Source organism: Dysosmobacter sp. Sow4_B12, assembly GCF_052116665.1.
Classification (GTDB): Bacteria; Bacillota; Clostridia; order Oscillospirales; family Oscillospiraceae; genus Oscillibacter.
The window spans coordinates 339,696-356,320 of sequence record NZ_JBQKKR010000001.1; the positions used below are offsets into that span (position 1 = coordinate 339,696).

Annotated in this window: 13 protein-coding genes and 1 other annotated feature; of the genes, 2 read left to right on the top strand and 11 right to left on the bottom strand. The window is 56.6% G+C overall.

From position 1 onward, the window contains the following. Positions 1-14: 14 nt before the first annotated feature. Positions 15-1,682, bottom strand: a complete 1,668-nt coding sequence (locus ACTQ4R_RS01775; protein ID WP_441625251.1) for a SpoIID/LytB domain-containing protein — start codon at positions 1,680-1,682, stop codon at positions 15-17. Positions 1,683-1,868: 186 nt separating this feature from the next. Here ACTQ4R_RS01775 and asd point away from each other — a divergent pair, with 186 nt between their 5' ends. Together asd and dapA are read left to right on the top strand one after the other, a co-directional pair. Continuing rightward, on the top strand, positions 1,869-2,960 hold the full coding sequence (asd, locus tag ACTQ4R_RS01780; RefSeq protein WP_441625253.1) for an aspartate-semialdehyde dehydrogenase: 1,092 nt from the start codon (positions 1,869-1,871) through the stop codon (positions 2,958-2,960). Positions 2,961-3,060: 100 nt separating this feature from the next. Continuing rightward, the gene (gene dapA, locus ACTQ4R_RS01785) at positions 3,061-3,951 is read left to right on the top strand and encodes a 4-hydroxy-tetrahydrodipicolinate synthase (RefSeq protein ID WP_441625255.1); all 891 of its coding nucleotides are present in this window, start codon (positions 3,061-3,063) and stop codon (positions 3,949-3,951) included. Between the two features lie 29 nt (positions 3,952-3,980). Here dapA and ACTQ4R_RS01790 read toward each other — a convergent pair whose 3' ends face one another. From ACTQ4R_RS01790 to ACTQ4R_RS01835, 10 genes are all read right to left on the bottom strand, one after another. Further along, positions 3,981-5,105 carry a hypothetical protein gene (locus tag ACTQ4R_RS01790; RefSeq protein ID WP_441625257.1) on the bottom strand — a complete coding sequence of 375 codons (1,125 nt, stop codon included), beginning with the start codon at positions 5,103-5,105 and terminating at the stop codon, positions 3,981-3,983. A 90-nt stretch (positions 5,106-5,195) separates the two neighbouring features. Next, entirely contained in the window at positions 5,196-6,815 is a 1,620-nt protein-coding gene (locus ACTQ4R_RS01795) for an ABC-F family ATP-binding cassette domain-containing protein (RefSeq protein ID WP_441625259.1), read from the bottom strand. 73 nt (positions 6,816-6,888) lie between these two features. Further along, positions 6,889-8,115, bottom strand: a complete 1,227-nt coding sequence (gene tyrS, locus ACTQ4R_RS01800) for a tyrosine--tRNA ligase (RefSeq protein ID WP_441625261.1) — start codon at positions 8,113-8,115, stop codon at positions 6,889-6,891. A 66-nt stretch (positions 8,116-8,181) separates the two neighbouring features. Further along, positions 8,182-8,428 (bottom strand) — a binding site (T-box leader). A gap of 142 nt (positions 8,429-8,570) precedes the next feature. Beyond that, positions 8,571-10,283, bottom strand: coding sequence for a DNA repair protein RecN (gene recN / locus ACTQ4R_RS01805; protein ID WP_441625263.1), 1,713 nt, complete (start codon positions 10,281-10,283; stop codon positions 8,571-8,573). 56 nt (positions 10,284-10,339) lie between these two features. After that, positions 10,340-10,792 (bottom strand): arginine repressor, encoded by a 453-nt coding sequence (argR, locus tag ACTQ4R_RS01810; protein ID WP_441625265.1) that lies wholly within the window; start codon positions 10,790-10,792, stop codon positions 10,340-10,342. Continuing rightward, positions 10,779-11,663: an NAD(+)/NADH kinase gene (locus tag ACTQ4R_RS01815; RefSeq protein WP_441625267.1), complete on the bottom strand. Its 885-nt coding sequence runs from the start codon at positions 11,661-11,663 to the stop codon at positions 10,779-10,781. The genes argR and ACTQ4R_RS01815 overlap by 14 nt, the downstream gene beginning before the upstream one ends. Next, a complete protein-coding gene (locus ACTQ4R_RS01820) occupies positions 11,660-12,484 on the bottom strand; it encodes a TlyA family RNA methyltransferase (RefSeq protein ID WP_441625269.1) in 825 nt (274 codons plus the stop codon). The genes ACTQ4R_RS01815 and ACTQ4R_RS01820 overlap by 4 nt, the downstream gene beginning before the upstream one ends. Beyond that, positions 12,474-14,330, bottom strand: coding sequence for a 1-deoxy-D-xylulose-5-phosphate synthase (gene dxs, locus ACTQ4R_RS01825; protein ID WP_441625271.1), 1,857 nt, complete (start codon positions 14,328-14,330; stop codon positions 12,474-12,476). The genes ACTQ4R_RS01820 and dxs overlap by 11 nt, the downstream gene beginning before the upstream one ends. A 27-nt stretch (positions 14,331-14,357) precedes the next feature. After that, the gene (locus ACTQ4R_RS01830) at positions 14,358-14,918 is read right to left on the bottom strand and encodes a hypothetical protein (protein ID WP_441625273.1); all 561 of its coding nucleotides are present in this window, start codon (positions 14,916-14,918) and stop codon (positions 14,358-14,360) included. Between the two features lie 838 nt (positions 14,919-15,756). Then, on the bottom strand, positions 15,757-16,623 hold the full coding sequence (locus ACTQ4R_RS01835) for a polyprenyl synthetase family protein (RefSeq protein WP_441625275.1): 867 nt from the start codon (positions 16,621-16,623) through the stop codon (positions 15,757-15,759). Between the last annotated feature and the right edge of the window lie 2 nt (positions 16,624-16,625).

Sequence of the window (16,625 nt, forward strand, 5' to 3'; positions counted from 1 at the left end):
GTTTGTTAGGTTCCTCACTTGATGGTAATATCCGTATAGTAAAATTCCAATATTTCCTCATAATCATATCCATCCTCCGCCATGGCCCGGGCACCGTACTGGCTGAGGCCCACGTTGTGACCGTTGCCGGAGCCGGTGATGGTGAAGGTACCATTGGAGGAGGTGTTCACCCTGCGGGAGACTGTGCCGGTAGAGAGCTTTGTAACACCATCGGCAGTGATGGCATACCAGCTCCCGTCAGACAGCTCGGATTTTTTCCCGCCGGTGGCAATGGCGATGGCGCCCTCCAAGGAAGAGAGTTTCTGAGCACCATTGACGTAATAGCCTCCGCTGCCTGCTGTCACCGTTCCGCCACCCTTGCCATTAATGGAAAAACGCAAACTGGGAACAGATTTTTGGTAGGTGCTGCTGTAAAACACCGTGCGGGCAGTATCTCCCTTCAACGTCAGTATCTCACCGTCTGTATCCACAAAAGTGACAGCAGCTACATTCCCCATATCGGTAACAGCCGAGACATACACGTCCTCAATATCTCCAATGGTATAGTTTTTCTGCTGCAGAATCCAAGTCAGTTGGTCTGCCGTATACGTAACGGACCAGTTGTAATTGGGAATGGAGGTCAGCTCTTCATAAGGGTCCTCTTTTCCCAGAAGATAGGGCACCCGTCCGCCCCAGACATTTTCTGCATCCTCAGTGGCACCGCCGTTGGAGGAGTGATATACCGCTTCAATAAGCTCCCCATCGTAATACAGGCACTCTCCCTCCGTGTTTTCCACCGCCTCGTCAGAGAGATCCGTGGCGGTATTGGTGCCGTTATACACCTGGCAGCAGGTTCCACTGCACACATCAAAGTCGTAATTTTGATGCTTAGTATTACGGCAAGCAAAAGTCCGGGCACAGACTGCCTGGGCTTCCAGCGCAGCCAAGGGCCAGTCACCGTTCATCTCATAGGGCACCACGCCCTTCACGTAATCCTCAAGGTCCACCACGTTGATGACTCGCAGATCGCCACCGCTGGGTCGGACATACTCAAAACCGCCCTTGTATTTGTAGCCCTTGAACCAAGTGACAGGCTCCTCTCGCCGTCCCGCCTGTGGCATGACACCCAAAGACAGGTCCCAGCCATTCTGGAACTCAAAGAGCACCTCGGTAGTGCGGGTGCGGGTCACTATCACACCGGCGGAGGAGGATTTTACCGCCTCACCGTCCAGTCCCAGATCCTCCAATGCATCCTGGGCATCGCCCCGGGATTCATAGCATCCAAAACGGACCACGAATTCCCCGTCGATATAAGCAGGCCAGCCTCCCAGATCCCAAGCCTCCTCCGCGCACTGGTCGTAGTCATCATATATACCGTCCAGCTGAACATGCCACGGTCCCATGACCTCCCTACCGCCCACAGAGGAATAATTGCCAGCCTCATCTACATATATTGTGCCTGCGGCAGTCATGGAAATGCATGTCTCCTCCGTCCAGCCCAGCGCCACAAAGTCCCGGCCATTCTCAAAATAACCAAATTCATAGCCCTCTCCCACAGCGTTTTCCAAATTGGCGGAAAACAGGGCGGAAGTGCCGTACCGCAGTCCCACCCGTAGGGTGTCCCGCTCTGCCGCTTCGGCAGAAACCGCCGTTAAAGTGAAAAATGTCACAACGCCCAGCAAGGCAGCCAACCCTTTTTTCATGCATCCTCCCTATGGTTCCGGCGTTGACGGTCACGCGAAAGTATGCTATCATACATACAAATGTCCGTCACAGATGTACAAAAAGATTTTTTCTCTAATAAAAGATATTATAGTACAATTTCACGGTACATTCAACCAAAATCGACGGAGGCCCCCCGCGGCGCCCCCTCCCAGGAGGAAACGATTATGAAACAGTACAAAGTCGGTATCATCGGCTGCACCGGTATGGTGGGCCAGCGCTTCATCACCCTTATGGAAAACCACCCTTGGTTCCAGCTGACCGCCCTCGCCGCCAGTGCCCGCAGCGCCGGGAAAACCTATGAAGAAGCTGTGGAGGGCCGTTGGGCTTTGGACATTTCCCTGCCGGAGGAGGCCAAAAAGTTGGTGGTACTGGACGCCGAGGCCGATGCTGAAAAAATGGCCGCTATGGTGGATTTCTGCTTCTGCGCCGTGGATATGAAGAAGGAGGACATCCGGGCGTTGGAGGAAAAGTACGCCAAACTGGAATGTCCCATTGTCTCCAACAACTCCGCCCACCGCTGGACCGACGACGTGCCCATGGTAGTGCCCGAAATCAACGCTGACCACATCGCTGTCATCGACGCCCAGCGTAAGCGTCTGGGCACCAAGCGGGGCTTCATCGCCGTGAAGAGCAACTGCTCCCTCCAAAGCTACGTCCCCGCCCTACACCCGCTGAAAAAATATGGTCTGGAGCAAGCGCTGGTATGCACGTACCAGGCTATCTCCGGCGCCGGAAAGACTTTCCAGCGCTGGCCGGAAATGGTGGATAACTGCATCCCCTTCATCGGCGGCGAAGAGGAAAAGAGCGAACAGGAGCCTTTGAAACTGTGGGGTCACATTGAGGATGGCAAAATCGTCAAGGCCGACGGTCCCTCCATCACCGCCCAGTGCTTCCGGGTGGCCTGCCAGGACGGTCACATGGCTGCCGTGTTCATGAAGTTCAAAGATGGCTGCAAACCTTCCATGGATCAGATCAAAGCTGACTGGGCCGCCTTCCGAGGCCCCGCCCAGGAGCTGGACCTCCCCTCCGCCCCCAAGCAGTTCCTCCACTATTTCGAGGAGGAGAACCGTCCCCAGACAAAGCTAGACCGGATGCTGGAGCATGGCATGGCCGTGTCCATTGGCCGTCTGCGCCCGGACACCCAGTACGATTACAAGTTCGTTTGCCTCAGCCACAACACCCTCCGGGGTGCCGCCGGCGGCGCCGTACTCCTAGCGGAGTTGCTGTGCGCCAAGGGCTACATCCAGGCCAAATAATTCCCCCTCCGTTACAAAAGAAAGCAGATGCCCAAGCTCGGGCATCTGCTTTTCTCTTGTCCTCCAAACCGCTATCATGTTGAAAAGGAGCGGATTTTCTGTGAAGGAATCTATCTTTACAGGTTCTGGTGTGGCGATTGTCACGCCCTTTAATCGGGAAGCTGTAGACCTGCGGGCCCTGGGACGGCTACTGGACTTTCAGCTTGCTGGCGGCACTGACGCCATTATCGTCTGTGGCACCACTGGCGAAGCCGCAACCATGACCTACCGGGAGCGGATGCGGACCATCGAGTACTGCGTGGAGCATGTGGACGGCCGGGTGCCGGTCATCGCCGGCAGCGGCTCCAACTCCACGGAAAGCGCCCTGGCCCTCAGCCGGGACGCGGAGCGGGCCGGGGCGGACGGCTTGCTGCTGGTGACGCCTTATTATAATAAAGCCAGCCAGGCGGGGCTCATCCACCACTTCGGCGTTATCGCCGACGCGGTGACTGTGCCCCTCATCCTATACAACGTCCCCTCCCGCACCGGCGTCACCATTGCACCGGAGACCTATGCCGCACTGGCGAAACACCCCAACATCAACGGCGTCAAGGAGGCAGGCGGTGACCTTGGCGCCGTTCAGCGGACCCGAAACCTCTGCCCGGCGGATTTTTCCATCTGGTCCGGCAACGATGACCAGACCGTCCCTATCTGCGCCTTGGGCGGCGTGGGAGTCATCTCCGTAGCGGCCAACGTGGTGCCGGATAAAATGCACGAATTGGTAACGCTATGCCTGGACAACGACTTCGCCGCCGCGGGGAAACTGCAGTTGGAGCTGAAAGAACTGTGCGATGCCCTTTTCTGCGAGGTAAATCCCATTCCCGTAAAGACGGCGCTGAATCTCATGGGCATGGAAGCTGGAGACCTGCGGCTTCCCCTGTGTGAGCCCTCCCCCGCCAACCGAGATCGTATTCGGAGGGCACTGGTGCAGTACGGCCTGTTAGATGCATGAAAAACGCTGCTTGGGGAGGGCGGCGCCGTTTATTGCTGTTCCATGGCCCGCAGACATAGCTCTATGGCATCCAAGTCCTGATAATCCACATCTCCAATGTACACTTCACCAAAAGTGGTATCTATCAGTACTTCGGCGTTATCCAGCCAGCCGTGTACCTCATATAAAAACGCGGCCACAGTTTCTGAATCAAAGCTATGGTACGGAGAACCCCAATTGATGTCAAACTCCACACGGTCCTCCCAGAGCACCACTGGCTGCATCTTTTCATCCAAAGAAAACAGTTGGTAATGATACGTACAGTACCCTTGCCCCATAAAAGGTACATAACGCAATAGATAATCCTGTCCGTCCACTTTCAGAGTGTATACGGCGTTCTCCCCCGTATGGGAAGCCCCCGCTTCCTCTTTCCAGCACAGATCTTCGGCTGCATTCCAGATGCGCAGCTCATAGAGCTCCGCTCCTCCCGAGGGGTATACATATGTCCACCGCTCCACGGTCTCCGGCGCTCCGTCGTGGTCAAAATCGTATGTCCCCGGCAGGGTCTCCCGGACCACTTCCATGGAAGCTCCGGTCAGGCGGTCCTGGTCCATAACCAGTGCGCAGGCGTAGGTGTGCTGCTCTCCGGCGTCACCGCCCCGGCCTACCGTCACCCGCAGGTGGTCCTCTTCCGGCCAGTCTCCCCAATTATCCGGCAGAAACGTGTATTCCGGGATGGGGGAGCCGTCCGGCAGGGTGAAATCCCAGCCAGTCCAAGTGTTGGTCTCAATAACCCGGATCGCCTGCCAGATCCGGGCTCCGTAAGCCAAGGCCAAATACCGGCTGTCCGGCGACCACAGAGCAGTCTGGGTAACCCAGCCCTGGTCCTGCCACAAAACATCTCCGGTCTTTGCATCCACCACCTGGACGAATTCCGGCGGCTGGACGCCGCTGACATACTGGCCGCTGGCTCCCGCCGCCTGGACCTGGAACCGTCCGTCCGGGGAGCGGAGCTCCCCTTCCACCCGGGCCACAGGCGTGGAGCAAAGTACTTGGACTGCTTCTCCTTTCGGCGGCGTGCTTTGCTCTTTTACAGGTCCCGGGCCCGCTATGCAGGCCACAATTGCCGTCGCCGCCAGCAGAGCCACGGCTCCCAAAAGCTGCTGTTTTTGCATAAAAATACCATCCTCATGCTGTTATACAAGCAGTATAAGGATGGCATTTTTTATGTCAACTGCAATTTGGTAACAGTTCAGCGCCAGGGCTCACAGCCGCGTCAGCATGTCCGCCCGCTGGGATTCGATATATTCGTCGTAGGTGCACATCTTATCGATGAGCTTCCCATCCACAAACTCCATGATTCGGTTGGCGATAGTCTGGACAAACTCATGGTCGTGTGAAGCAAACAGCTCAACGCCCTTGAAATCGATTAGGCCGTTGTTAACGGCAGTGATGGACTCCAGGTCCAGGTGGTTGGTAGGCTGGTCCAGCACGAGTACGTTGGAGCCGAACAGCATCATCCGGGACAGCATACACCGGACCTTCTCGCCGCCGGAGAGGACCTTCACCGGCTTGAACACATCATCGCCTGAAAACAGCATCCGTCCCAGGAAGGCCCGCTTGAAGGACTCAGTGCTTTCTTCTGCCGAATTACCTGTGTATTGAGCCAGCCAATCCAGGAGGTTCAGATCACAGTCGTTGAAAAAGGCAGAGTTATCCAGGGGAAAATAGCTGGTGGTAATGGTGGTGCCCCATTTGTAGTTGCCCTCGTCCGGTTCCAGTTCGCCCATGATGATCTTGAAGAGTGTGGTCTTGGCGATCTCATCCTCACCTACAAAGGCGATCTTATCCCCTTTGTTCACCCGGAAGCTGACGTTATCCAGCACCTTCCGTCCGTCCACAGTCTTGGAAAGGTTTTCCACCGTCAGGATTTCCTTGCCTGGCTCCCGTTCCATGGTAAATCCCACAAAGGGATAGCGCCGGGAGGAAGCGGGCATCTCCTCCACTGTCAGCTTATCCAAGAGCTTACGGCGGGCGGTGGCCTGCTTACTCTTTGACTTGTTAGCGGAGAAGCGCTGGATAAACAGCTGCAGTTCCTTGATCTTCTCCTCGTTTTTCCGGTTCTGGTCCCGGATCATCCGCTGGACCATCTGGCTGGACTCGTACCAGAACTCGTAGTTGCCCACATACATCTTAATCTGGCCATAGTCCACATCCACGATGCTGGTGCACACGGTATTTAGGAAGTGGCGGTCATGGCTGACTACCAGGGTCAGCGCTTCGCAATCCATCAAGAAGTCCTCCAGCCATTCAATAGCCTGGATGTCCAAATGGTTGGTAGGCTCGTCCAGAAGGATGATGTCCGGCTTTCCGAACAGCGCCTGGGCCAGAAGCACCTTTACCTTCTCTTTGGCAGTAAGGCTGCTCATCTCGCTGTACAAAATATCATTGGAAAGGCCCAGGCCCTGGAGCAGGCGGGAAACATCGCTCTCAGCCTCCCAGCCACCCATCTCAGCAAATTCCGCCTCAAGCTCACTGGCCTTTACACCGTCTTCGTCAGTGAAGTCTTCCTTTTCGTACAGAGCGTCCTTCTCCTTCATCACGTCGTATAAGTGTTGGTTGCCCATAATGACGGTGTCCAGCACAGAGTAGGCGTCATACTGAAAGTGGTCCTGTTTCAAAATAGACATGCGCTCTTCCTTGGGAATGATGACCTCGCCGGTGGTGGGCTCCAGGTCGCCGGAGAGGATGCGCAGGAAAGTTGACTTTCCTGCGCCATTGGCGCCGATGATGCCGTAGCAGTTACCGGGGACGAACTTTAGGTCCACATGTTTAAACAGCGTCTGTCCGCTGAAATTCATGCTGACGTCATTGACTGTGATCATGTTCTCAATTCCTTTCTAAACGCGCAAACAGGCGCAATGCCGAAGCACTGCGTCTGCCTGCCAAGCTATTTGATTATTTTACAAAAGCGCGGTGGAAAACCTTCTTGCCCTTTTTGATGATGACACCATCGCCAGCAAAGTCCTCTTGGTGGAAAGCGGCGGTGATATCCGTTACCTTCTTGTCGTCCACACTAACGCCGCCTTGCTGGACGAGACGCCGGGCCTCGCCGTTGGAGACGCACAATCCACAGGCCACCAGCAGGTTGATAACGCCGATGGCTCCGTTTTCAAACTTGTCGGCGGAAAGCTCCGTGGCAGGCATATGCTCGGACACACCACTGCCGCCGAATAGGGCGCGGGCGGCGGTCTGGGCCTTTTCAGCCTCTTCCTCTCCGTGGACCAGCTTCGTCAGCTCGTAGGCCAGAATCTCCTTGGCGGTGTTCAGCTGGCTGCCCTCCCACTTATCCATCTCATCGATCTGCTCCAGAGGCAGGAAGGTCAACATCCGGATGCACTTAAGCACATCCGCGTCGCCCACGTTCCGCCAGTACTGGTAGAACTCAAAGGGAGAGGTCTTGTTGGGATCCAGCCACACGGCACCGCTGGCGGTCTTGCCCATCTTCTTGCCCTCGGAGTTCAGCAGCAGGGTGATGGTCATGGCGTAGGCGTCCTTGCCCAGCTTCTTGCGGATGAGCTCCGTGCCGCCCAGCATGTTGCTCCACTGGTCATCGCCGCCGAACTGCATGTTGCAGCCCACGGTCTGGAACATGTGGTAGAAGTCGTAGGACTGCATGATCATATAGTTGAACTCCAGGAAGGAAAGGCCCTTTTCCATCCGCTGCTTGTAGCACTCGGCCCGCAGCATGTTGTTGACAGAGAAGCAGGCACCCACCTCGCGGAGCACATCCACATAGTTCAGCTTCATGAGCCAATCGGCATTATTCAGCATCATGGCCTTGCCCTCGCCGAACTCAATAAACCGCTCCATCTGCTTTTTGAAGCAGTCGCAGTTGTGCTGAATGGTCTCAGGGGTCAGCATCTGGCGCATGTCCGTACGGCCGGAGGGGTCGCCGATCATGCCGGTGCCGCCGCCGATGAGGGCGATGGGCCGGTTGCCAGCCATCTGCAGCCGCTTCATCAGGCACAGCGCCATGAAGTGGCCCACATGAAGGGAGTCGGCAGTGGGGTCAAAGCCGATATAAAACACGGCCTTTCCGTTGTTCACCAGGTCCCGAATCTCATCCTCATCCGTTACCTGTGCAATGAGTCCACGGGCTTTCAGTTCCTCATAGATCTGCATAGTAGTCTCTCCTGTTCAAAATAATTTTTGCGGAACAGAACAAAAAAATCCTCCGTCCCGGCAGGGACAGAGGGCGAACTTCTTCGCGGTACCACCTCTGATTCGCCGTTTCCTCACGAAAACAGCCTCGCGGAGTGCCAACACACTCCCGCGCGGTAACGGGCGCTCCCGGAACACGCCTACTGAGCGGTCAAGCCGCTGTTTGGGTGTCAGCTCCACGGTGTATTCCGCAGGCGTCCTTCTCCCCTTTCCACCGGCCAGGGGCTCTCTTGGCAAGGCGTCTCCACGTACTTCTCCGTTTCTTCGCTATATACAGGGGTTATTCTATCCGATAAACATGGGTTTGTCAACACAAATTCCTTCGTTTCTGCCTCCGAAAAAAGGAAGCCGCCCCCGCTTTCCCGGCAAAAGCCGAAGATTGCGGCGGACAGCTTCCCAGCATGCAAATGATACTGTCAATAAGCAAGAGGCCTCTCGTTCGCCGAAGGTAACGTTTCCCGATACCTTTCCGCCTGGTCCAGCAGTTCCCCAGCACTTCTCAGCAGTGCCTCTGTCACCTGGCTGCCGCCGGTGATGCGGGCCAACTCCGCCTTACGGCGCTCCCGGTCCAGAAGGACCACCTTCGTGTACGTGCGGCCGTTCCGTTCCCCTTTTTCTACGGAAAAGTGGGTGTCTGCCATGGCAGCCAGTTGCGGCAGGTGGGTCACGCACAACACCTGCTTGCGTCGACTTACCTGTGCAAGCTTTTCCGCCACCTTTTGGGCCGCCCGGCCGGAAACGCCGGTGTCCACCTCATCGAACACCAAAGTCGCCACCGCTTCCTGCTCCGCCAGCACGTTTTTCAATGCCAGCATAATACGGGCCAGCTCACCGCCGGAAGCAATCTTTGCAATTGGCCGCAGATCCTCTCCCACGTTGGCAGACATGAGGAAACGGATGGTGTCACAGCCATCTGGACCGGGCTCCTTTTCCGCAAAGTCAATGGCAAAGCGGACCTTGTGCATATCCAAGTCCCGCAGCTCCGCTTGAATGCGCTGTTCCAGAACAGCGGCAGCTTCCATCCGAACCTTGGTTAGCGCCGCACCAGCAACAGTTACCGCCTGCTGGACCTTCCCGAGCTTGGCCTCCAGGCGGGCCAAGGTATCATCCGCAGTTTCTATGGCTTCAAGTTCCGCCCGGCACCTGTCCAGATATTCCAGCATATCCTCTACAGTGGCACCGTACTTTTTTTTCAGACGATACAGCTGGTCCGTCCGGCTCTCTACTGCGTCCAACTCTGCCGGGGAAAAGTCAAATTCCACCCGCTTGTCCCGGATAATCTCAGCAAGGTCATAAGCTTCACACCGTAGTGTTTCCAATCGTTTATACAACTCACCTAAGTCGTCGCTCAAGGTGCGGATGCCAGAGATGGCCTCCTCCGCGTCCCTAATGGACGCTAGAGCACCGCCGGATTCTTCATCACCGGAAAGGCAGTAGTCCGCACCGGCCAGGGCAGAGAGATACTTCTCTCCGCTGCGCAGCAGATTGCGCCTAGCGAGCAGTTCTTCTTCCTCGCCGGGCACCAGTTCCGCCCGCTCCAGCTCGCTGATTTGGAATTGCAGGCTATCCATACGCCGGGCCTTTTCCGCCTCATCCATTTTCAGTGCCCGGATACGTCCCAACAGGTCCGCCATGGCATCATATTCCTTCCGGTAAGCCGCCATGGCCTCCTCCGTTCGGCCAAAACGATCCAGATAGGTCTGGTGCTGCTCCTCGTCCAACAAGGCCGCGCCGTCATGCTGGCCGTGGATATTCAAAAGATCCGCACCGATCTGGCGCAGCTGGCTGACGGTAATGGGCCGTCCATTGGCACGGCACGTGTTTTTGCCGTCAGCTCCAATCTCCCGCTGCAAAAGAAGGTTTCCATCCTCGTCTGGCGCCGCACCGGTCTCCACAAGTCCAGGAAGATTTGCTGGAACAGCAGAGAACTCCGCGCTGACAAATGCCTTATCCGCCCCGGTACGGATGATTTCCCGGGAGGTGCGCCCTCCCAACACGGCACCCATGGCGTCAATAACGATAGACTTACCGGCGCCAGTTTCACCCGTCAAGGCATTGAAGCCCGGCAGAAACCGAATGTCCGCCTCCTCAATAACGGCGATATTTTCAATGTGAAGCAATTCCAGCATCTGCATTTGCTCCTTTTGGCCTCAATAGAGGCAAATTCTGGGATGCGGACCGCTCATCAAAGCATTTCTTTGATCTCTTCGCAGAACTCTGCGGCGGAGTCCGTGTCCCGCATTACCAAAAAAGCAGTGTCATCTCCGGCCAGGGAACCCACCAGGAAATTGAACTCCATGTTATCCAGTGCCGCACAGGCAGCGCTGGCAAGACCGGGCATGGTTTTGATGACCACGATGTTTTGGGCGTAGTCTATGCTGGTGATACTCTCACGGAAAATAGTCCGCAACTTCTCAGCAAAGTTCAGCTTCGTCCGGTTGCCGGACACAGCGTACTTGTACACCCCCTGCCCCACAGGCTCCTTCACCAGGTGCATCTGCTTGATATCCCTGGAAATCGTAGCCTGGGTACTGGTGATGCCCCGCTCCTGCAAGCGGGAGAGCAACTGCTCCTGGGTCTCGATATTCTCTTGAGAGATGATCTCCAGAATCATGTTTTGGCGGTCATTTTTCATCATGGAATCCTCCCGGAAGCATTTTTTGGGCAAAAATCTCACAAAAGCTCTTTTCCGACAGGCGGACCAGCTTTGTGGTGTATTTGGATTTACGGACCAGCACCTGGTCGTCGGACTTCAACGCGAAAGCCCGGCTCTCGTCCACGAACAGATAGACCGGCTTACGGCCATTGCGCTCTAGTTCGATGGAGAGGGTATGCTCCGGCGAGAGTACATAAGAGGAAAAGCGCATATTGTGGATACAGATGGGACAAACCACCATGGTCTGGGCAACCGGCTCCACCACCGGTCCACCGGCAGAGAGAGAATACGCCGTGGAACCCGTGGGAGTGGCAATGATAACACCGTCGCCGGCGATGTCCGCCAGATGGCGGCCGTCAGAGGCAATCTTTAAATGGATGACGTGGGAAATGGGGCCCTCCCGGATGACAGCTTCGTTTAACCCCAGATTCGTGTAAATCTGCCTGCCGTCCCTAATGACGGACACGTCCAGCATCATCCGCTGTTCCAGCTCGAAATCCCAGTTTTCCAGCTTCCGAAGCAGCTCCAGCTCGCCGGCCTCCAGTTCCGCGATAAAGCCAAGGCCTCCCATATTGACGCCCAGTACGGGAATCTTATTGAGAGCCGCCAGCTTGGCTAGGTGTAAAATCGTGCCGTCGCCACCAAAGGTGAGCAGCAGATCCGCAGACCGCAGCTCCGCCTGCAGAGGATGCACGTCAAAGTCCGCAAACGCTCCGTCCCGCTGGTCCCGGAAAGGAGAACACACCACCGTGCGAAAACCAATCTCATGGAGAATTTTCTGGGCCGCCTTGGTGGCCGCCATCCCTCGGTCCCGGCTAGGGTTGGGACAGAGGATAATTTTCTTTGGATTCATAGGCCGCTCCCCTCTCCGTGCTCCTTCAGCGTCTCGTGGGATTCCGCAACCAAAGCCTTTAGATCAAATGTCTGCTCCTGCCATTCACCTTTTTCCAGATACCCCAGGTATTCAATGTTTCCCTCAGGCCCCCGAATAGGAGAGTATGTCAGCCCAAGGACTGTAAAGCCAGATTCCTTTGCATGTTCCAAGAAGTGTTCCAGCACCTCCAGATGAACAGCCGGGTCCCGGACCACGCCCTTTTTGCCCACTTTCTCTTTACCGGCCTCAAACTGAGGCTTCACCAGACACGCCACGTGTCCTCCCTGCCGCAGCAGGCCGCAAAGAGGCGGCAGGATGAGCTTTAGTGAGATAAAGCTCACATCCACGGATGCGAAGTCCAACTCCTCCGGAATCTGCTCATGAGTCAGATATCGGGCGTTGGTACGCTCCATGCACACCACCCGCTCGTCACTGCGCAGGCTCCAGGCCAACTGGCCATAGCCCACGTCCACGGCGTATACCTTACGTGCGCCGTTCTGTAACATGCAGTCGGTAAAGCCGCCGGTGGAGGCACCAATGTCGCCGCAAACGGTGCCGTGAAGGTCAATAGGAAAGGACGCCATGGCCTTTTCCAGCTTCAGTCCCCCCCGGCTGACGTATTTCAAAGCATTGCCCCGGACCTCAATCTCCGCGTCATTGGGAACGGCTGTGCCGGGCTTGTCCACCCGCTGACCCTTCACAAAAACCAAACCGCTCATAATGGTGGCCTGGGCTTTCTGGCGGCTTTCCTGGAGGCCACGCTCAACCAATAGCACATCCAGCCGTGTTTTATTGCTCATGTCGTTCCTCCTCCACGGCTTTCGCAATGCCCTCCGCATCCAGACCGAAGCTGTGCTCCAGCTCCGTCACGCTTCCCTCGGGGGCGTAGGTCTTGCCGAGATTCCGCAAAATCAATTTCTTAGGCGCCATGCCCCGCTCCGCCAGCTTGGCGGCCAGACGCTGGCCCACACAGCCGGCACCAAAAGAATCCTCCACCACCAGCAGCGTATCCGTATGCCCGAAGCAGCCCTCCATGTCCCGGATCTCCAGGGGAGAGATGCGGTTGAGCTTCACGACCTCCGCGCTGATGCCCTTTTTCTCCAGCAGCTCCGCCGCAGAAAGGGCGTTGTTGATCAAAATGCCGCAAGCAACCAGGGTCACATCCGTACCCGGCCGCAGACAGACAGCAGCCGGTCCCGCCTTGTTCTCTCGGAAAGCCCCTTCCCCGCCCCGGGGATAGCGGACGGCCACAGGTCCAGGGATGTCAAACAGGGCCTGACGCGACATGGTTCGAAGTTCCGCAAAGTTACTGGGGCAAAGCACTGTGAAACCCGGGATTGCGCACAAAAACAGTGAGTCAAAGCAGCCGTGGTGGGTCTCGCCATCGGCGCCCACCAGGCCCGCCCGGTCCACTCCCAACACCACATGGAGGTTCTGAAGGGACACATCGTGGACCAGCATATCATAGCCCCGCTGCAAAAACGTGGAGTACACAGCAAACACTGGAATCATGCCCTGGCTGGCAAGTCCCGCTGCCATGGAGACCCCATGTCCCTCAGCAATGGCCACATCAAAAAAGCGATCCGGAAATTCCTTGGCGAAGGGACCCAGTCCCGTGCCATCCGCCATGGCGGCGGTAATGGCGCAAACCCGGCTGTCTTGGGCGGCGCAATCCACCAGGATCTTACCGAATACTGAGGAAAAGCTCTCCCCGCCGGGCTTTTTCAAAAGGCCCGTGACAGGATCGAAAGGAGCAATTCCGTGGAACTTACCGGGGTTCTGCTCTGCAAAGGAGTATCCCTTTCCTTTCACCGTATGGACGTGAACCAGTACAGGGCCACCCTGTTCCTTGGCCCACTGAAGCATGTCGCACAAACGAGGCAGGTCATGGCCGTCAATGGGGCCCAGGTAAGTAAAGCCCATGTCCTCAAACAGGGTACTGCGGGGCCAGATGCTTTTTTTCAAAAAGGATTTCACCCGGTGGTTAAATCGATAAAGGCCGTTTTTCTCCGGTTGCTTGCCGAAAAGGCTTCTGTACCACTTTTTAAAATGGTAGTAGGCGGGCTTGGAGCGCAGGCGGCTCAAATGATCCGGCATGGCACCCACATTGGGATTAATGGACATGCCGTTATCGTTAAGGATGACAATAATAGGTTCCCCGGAGGCACCGGCGTTGTTGAGTCCCTCGTAGGCAAGACCGCCTGTCAAGGCACCGTCTCCGATGAGGGCCAGCACGCTGTAATCTTCCTGTTTCAATGTTCTGGCACGTGCCATGCCCAGCGCCACGGACACGGAGTTGGAAGCGTGTCCGGCGATAAACGCGTCGTGAACGCTCTCGTAGGGCTTGGGAAAGCCGGAAAGCCCCCCGAACTGGCGGAGGGTGGAAAACAGCTCTTTTCGGCCCGTCAGAGCCTTATGCACATAGCACTGATGCCCCACATCGAACACCAGCCGGTCCCTGGAGGTATCAAAGACCCGGTGAATGGCAACTGTCAGCTCCACAGCTCCCAAATTGGAAGCTAAGTGCCCGCCGGTTTGAGACACATTCTCCACCAAAAATTCCCGGAGTTCTCCACAAAGCTGGGGCAGCTGGCTATTGTCCAGCGCCTTCACATCCTCCGGAGAATGGATATTTTCCAATATCATGGATCTCTATCTCCTCTCAAGACTCCCTTAGGAGCGGTGGAACAGGTGCAAAAAACATCCCGCCCAGTAAACGACCTTCGTGCTCTGCTTGATGGCAAAGGTCTTTCCCAGTGCTTTGCCGCCGATGGTCAAGCCTGAGACCAACGCAGTGATACCCGCGGAAATGAGCACGCTGCGAGTATCCAGTGAGCGCTGCAGCTGGGCCACGATGACCGCCCCGGTGGAGCCGCTGACGATGCCGCAGATGTCACCCACCACGTCGTTGCAGACACTGGAGACATGGCTGGCATTCTTCAAAAGGCTCAACGCCTCCTTGGCGCCTTTTTCTTTATGGGCGGCCATAGAGTGAAACGGCCTGGCGTCCGCCGCCGTGACGGCCACGCCGATCACGTCGAACACAATGCCAAGGCCAATGAACAGCGTCAAAATCAAGAGGGCCACCGCCATACCGGTGCCCTCCATCATAGTCTCTGACGCCAGGCTCAGTACAGCTGACAATCCAACTGCCATGCAGAATACCGTCAATGCCCACTGGTATGGGCCGGCGTTCTTTTTCTTCTCCGCTTTTTTTGTCTGTGACTGTTTCAAAAAATTCCCTCCACAGAAGGTAAAAGATAAAAATTTCGCTAACGCGGCGGCGGCGAAAAAAGTAAATCTTACGGCTTAGGTACGGGTTGGATTTCCCCGCGACACACCCCTCGTTGCCGATGGGGGCGGTTCCCCTTTCAGTGCCGCGGCAAGGCGTCGCCGTCCATGCGACCCGACTGCCACTTAGTCCGCACTGCAATCCTTTTTTCGCCCGGGATGACAGCCTAGGTGATTTCCACCACAGTCCGTCCGTTTCTTTAGCCTCTTTTGCAGAACAGGTTTCAAGGGGCGATCGCGGCCAGCTGCTCTGGCCAGAGCGAAACACCGCGTTGTTCCCCCATCCACCTGCCCCACGCAAGGCAGGCTACATCTGCACACAGCGTTACGGCCCCTAAGAGGGCCGATGCACCGCATTGCAGGTTCATAATCTGTTTCGTACACAGGCCGGAAATACCACTACGGGAGTACGTCTGTGCACAAGAACAGGTCTCCACGGAAACAGGGTCGGGATAACCATGCCATTGGAAAGCGCCCTGAGTCCGCAAGCGTGCCGAGCACGCTTCCCCCCAGCACCCACCCGAAACTGGGCGTATCAAGCAGGCACCACGGGTTTCATCGGTATGCCCTTCAGAGGATTTTTAGGCCCTCCCTAGGAAACGGCAGATCTGACTAGAATACTGCGCCGCCGGTTAGCGAAGCTTAGTATAGCACGGTTCTAATAAATATACAACATATTCCGTATATACAAAGTGTGAATTTTTTAGAGAACGGCTTTTCCGGTTCCACAAAAAAGGCAGCGGAAGGTTCACCCTCCGCTGCCCGCAGATTCCGTTTGTTATTATTTGTTCCGCTCCGCCAGAGAGTCCGCCAGATCCCCCAGGAAGCCCCCACGGTCCCATTCCGACACAGCGGCCTTGGCCCGCTCCGTGGCCGCCAGAACGGCCCTGTCACACCCATCCAGGCCCAGCAGGTCCACGAAGGTCACCTTGCCCTCCTCTTTGTCGGATCCAATGGGCTTGCCGAACTCGTCGGTGCCGATAACATCCAGCATGTCATCCCGGATCTGGAAGGCGAGTCCCAGCTGATAGCCGTACTCCTCTGCGGCGGCCAGCAGCGCCTCTTCCCCGGCGGCAGCCGCGCCCAGCTTGCAGGCACCGGCAATCATGGCGCCGGTCTTGAGGCGATGGACTTCCGTCAGCTCCTCCTGGGTGGAAGGGGCATGAAGCGTGTCGATGACCTGTCCGGCCACCATACCGTCAGCCCCGGCAGCCTGTGCCAGGATGAGGGCACACGCCGCCCTTCTCTCCGTCGGCAGGCCCGGAGCCGTCAGAATCAAGTGGAAAGCCTCCGGCTGCAACGCATCGCCCGCCAAAACGGCCAGCGTCTCGCCGAACACCTTGTGATTGGTTGGCTTACCCCGGCGAAGGTCGTCGTCATCCATACAGGGCAGGTCATCGTGGATGAGGGAATAGGTATGCACCAGCTCCAGAGCGCAGGCCACCGGAAGGGCAGTTTGCCAATCCATGCCCGCCAAGCGGGCAAACTCCAGTGTCAACACCGGACGGATGCGTTTTCCCCCCGCCAGCAGAGAGTACCGCATGGCTTCGTACAGGTCTTTCCAATGAGGTTTCCCCTTGAACAGGCCCTGCAAATACGCTTCAACCGCTTTCCGGTATTCCTCATACCGGCTTTCAAATGTCTCCATAC

Coding starts and splice junctions, on each gene's coding strand:
- ACTQ4R_RS01775 (WP_441625251.1), bottom strand. CDS start 1,682: ATGAAAAAAGGGTTGGCTGCCTTGCTGGGCGTTGTGACATTTTTCACT.
- asd (WP_441625253.1), top strand. CDS start 1,869: ATGAAACAGTACAAAGTCGGTATCATCGGCTGCACCGGTATGGTGGGC.
- ACTQ4R_RS01790 (WP_441625257.1), bottom strand. CDS start 5,105: ATGCAAAAACAGCAGCTTTTGGGAGCCGTGGCTCTGCTGGCGGCGACG.
- ACTQ4R_RS01795 (WP_441625259.1), bottom strand. CDS start 6,815: ATGATCACAGTCAATGACGTCAGCATGAATTTCAGCGGACAGACGCTG.
- tyrS (WP_441625261.1), bottom strand. CDS start 8,115: ATGCAGATCTATGAGGAACTGAAAGCCCGTGGACTCATTGCACAGGTA.
- recN (WP_441625263.1), bottom strand. CDS start 10,283: ATGCTGGAATTGCTTCACATTGAAAATATCGCCGTTATTGAGGAGGCG.
- argR (WP_441625265.1), bottom strand. CDS start 10,792: ATGATGAAAAATGACCGCCAAAACATGATTCTGGAGATCATCTCTCAA.
- ACTQ4R_RS01815 (WP_441625267.1), bottom strand. CDS start 11,663: ATGAATCCAAAGAAAATTATCCTCTGTCCCAACCCTAGCCGGGACCGA.
- ACTQ4R_RS01820 (WP_441625269.1), bottom strand. CDS start 12,484: ATGAGCAATAAAACACGGCTGGATGTGCTATTGGTTGAGCGTGGCCTC.
- dxs (WP_441625271.1), bottom strand. CDS start 14,330: ATGATATTGGAAAATATCCATTCTCCGGAGGATGTGAAGGCGCTGGAC.
- ACTQ4R_RS01835 (WP_441625275.1), bottom strand. CDS start 16,623: ATGGAGACATTTGAAAGCCGGTATGAGGAATACCGGAAAGCGGTTGAA.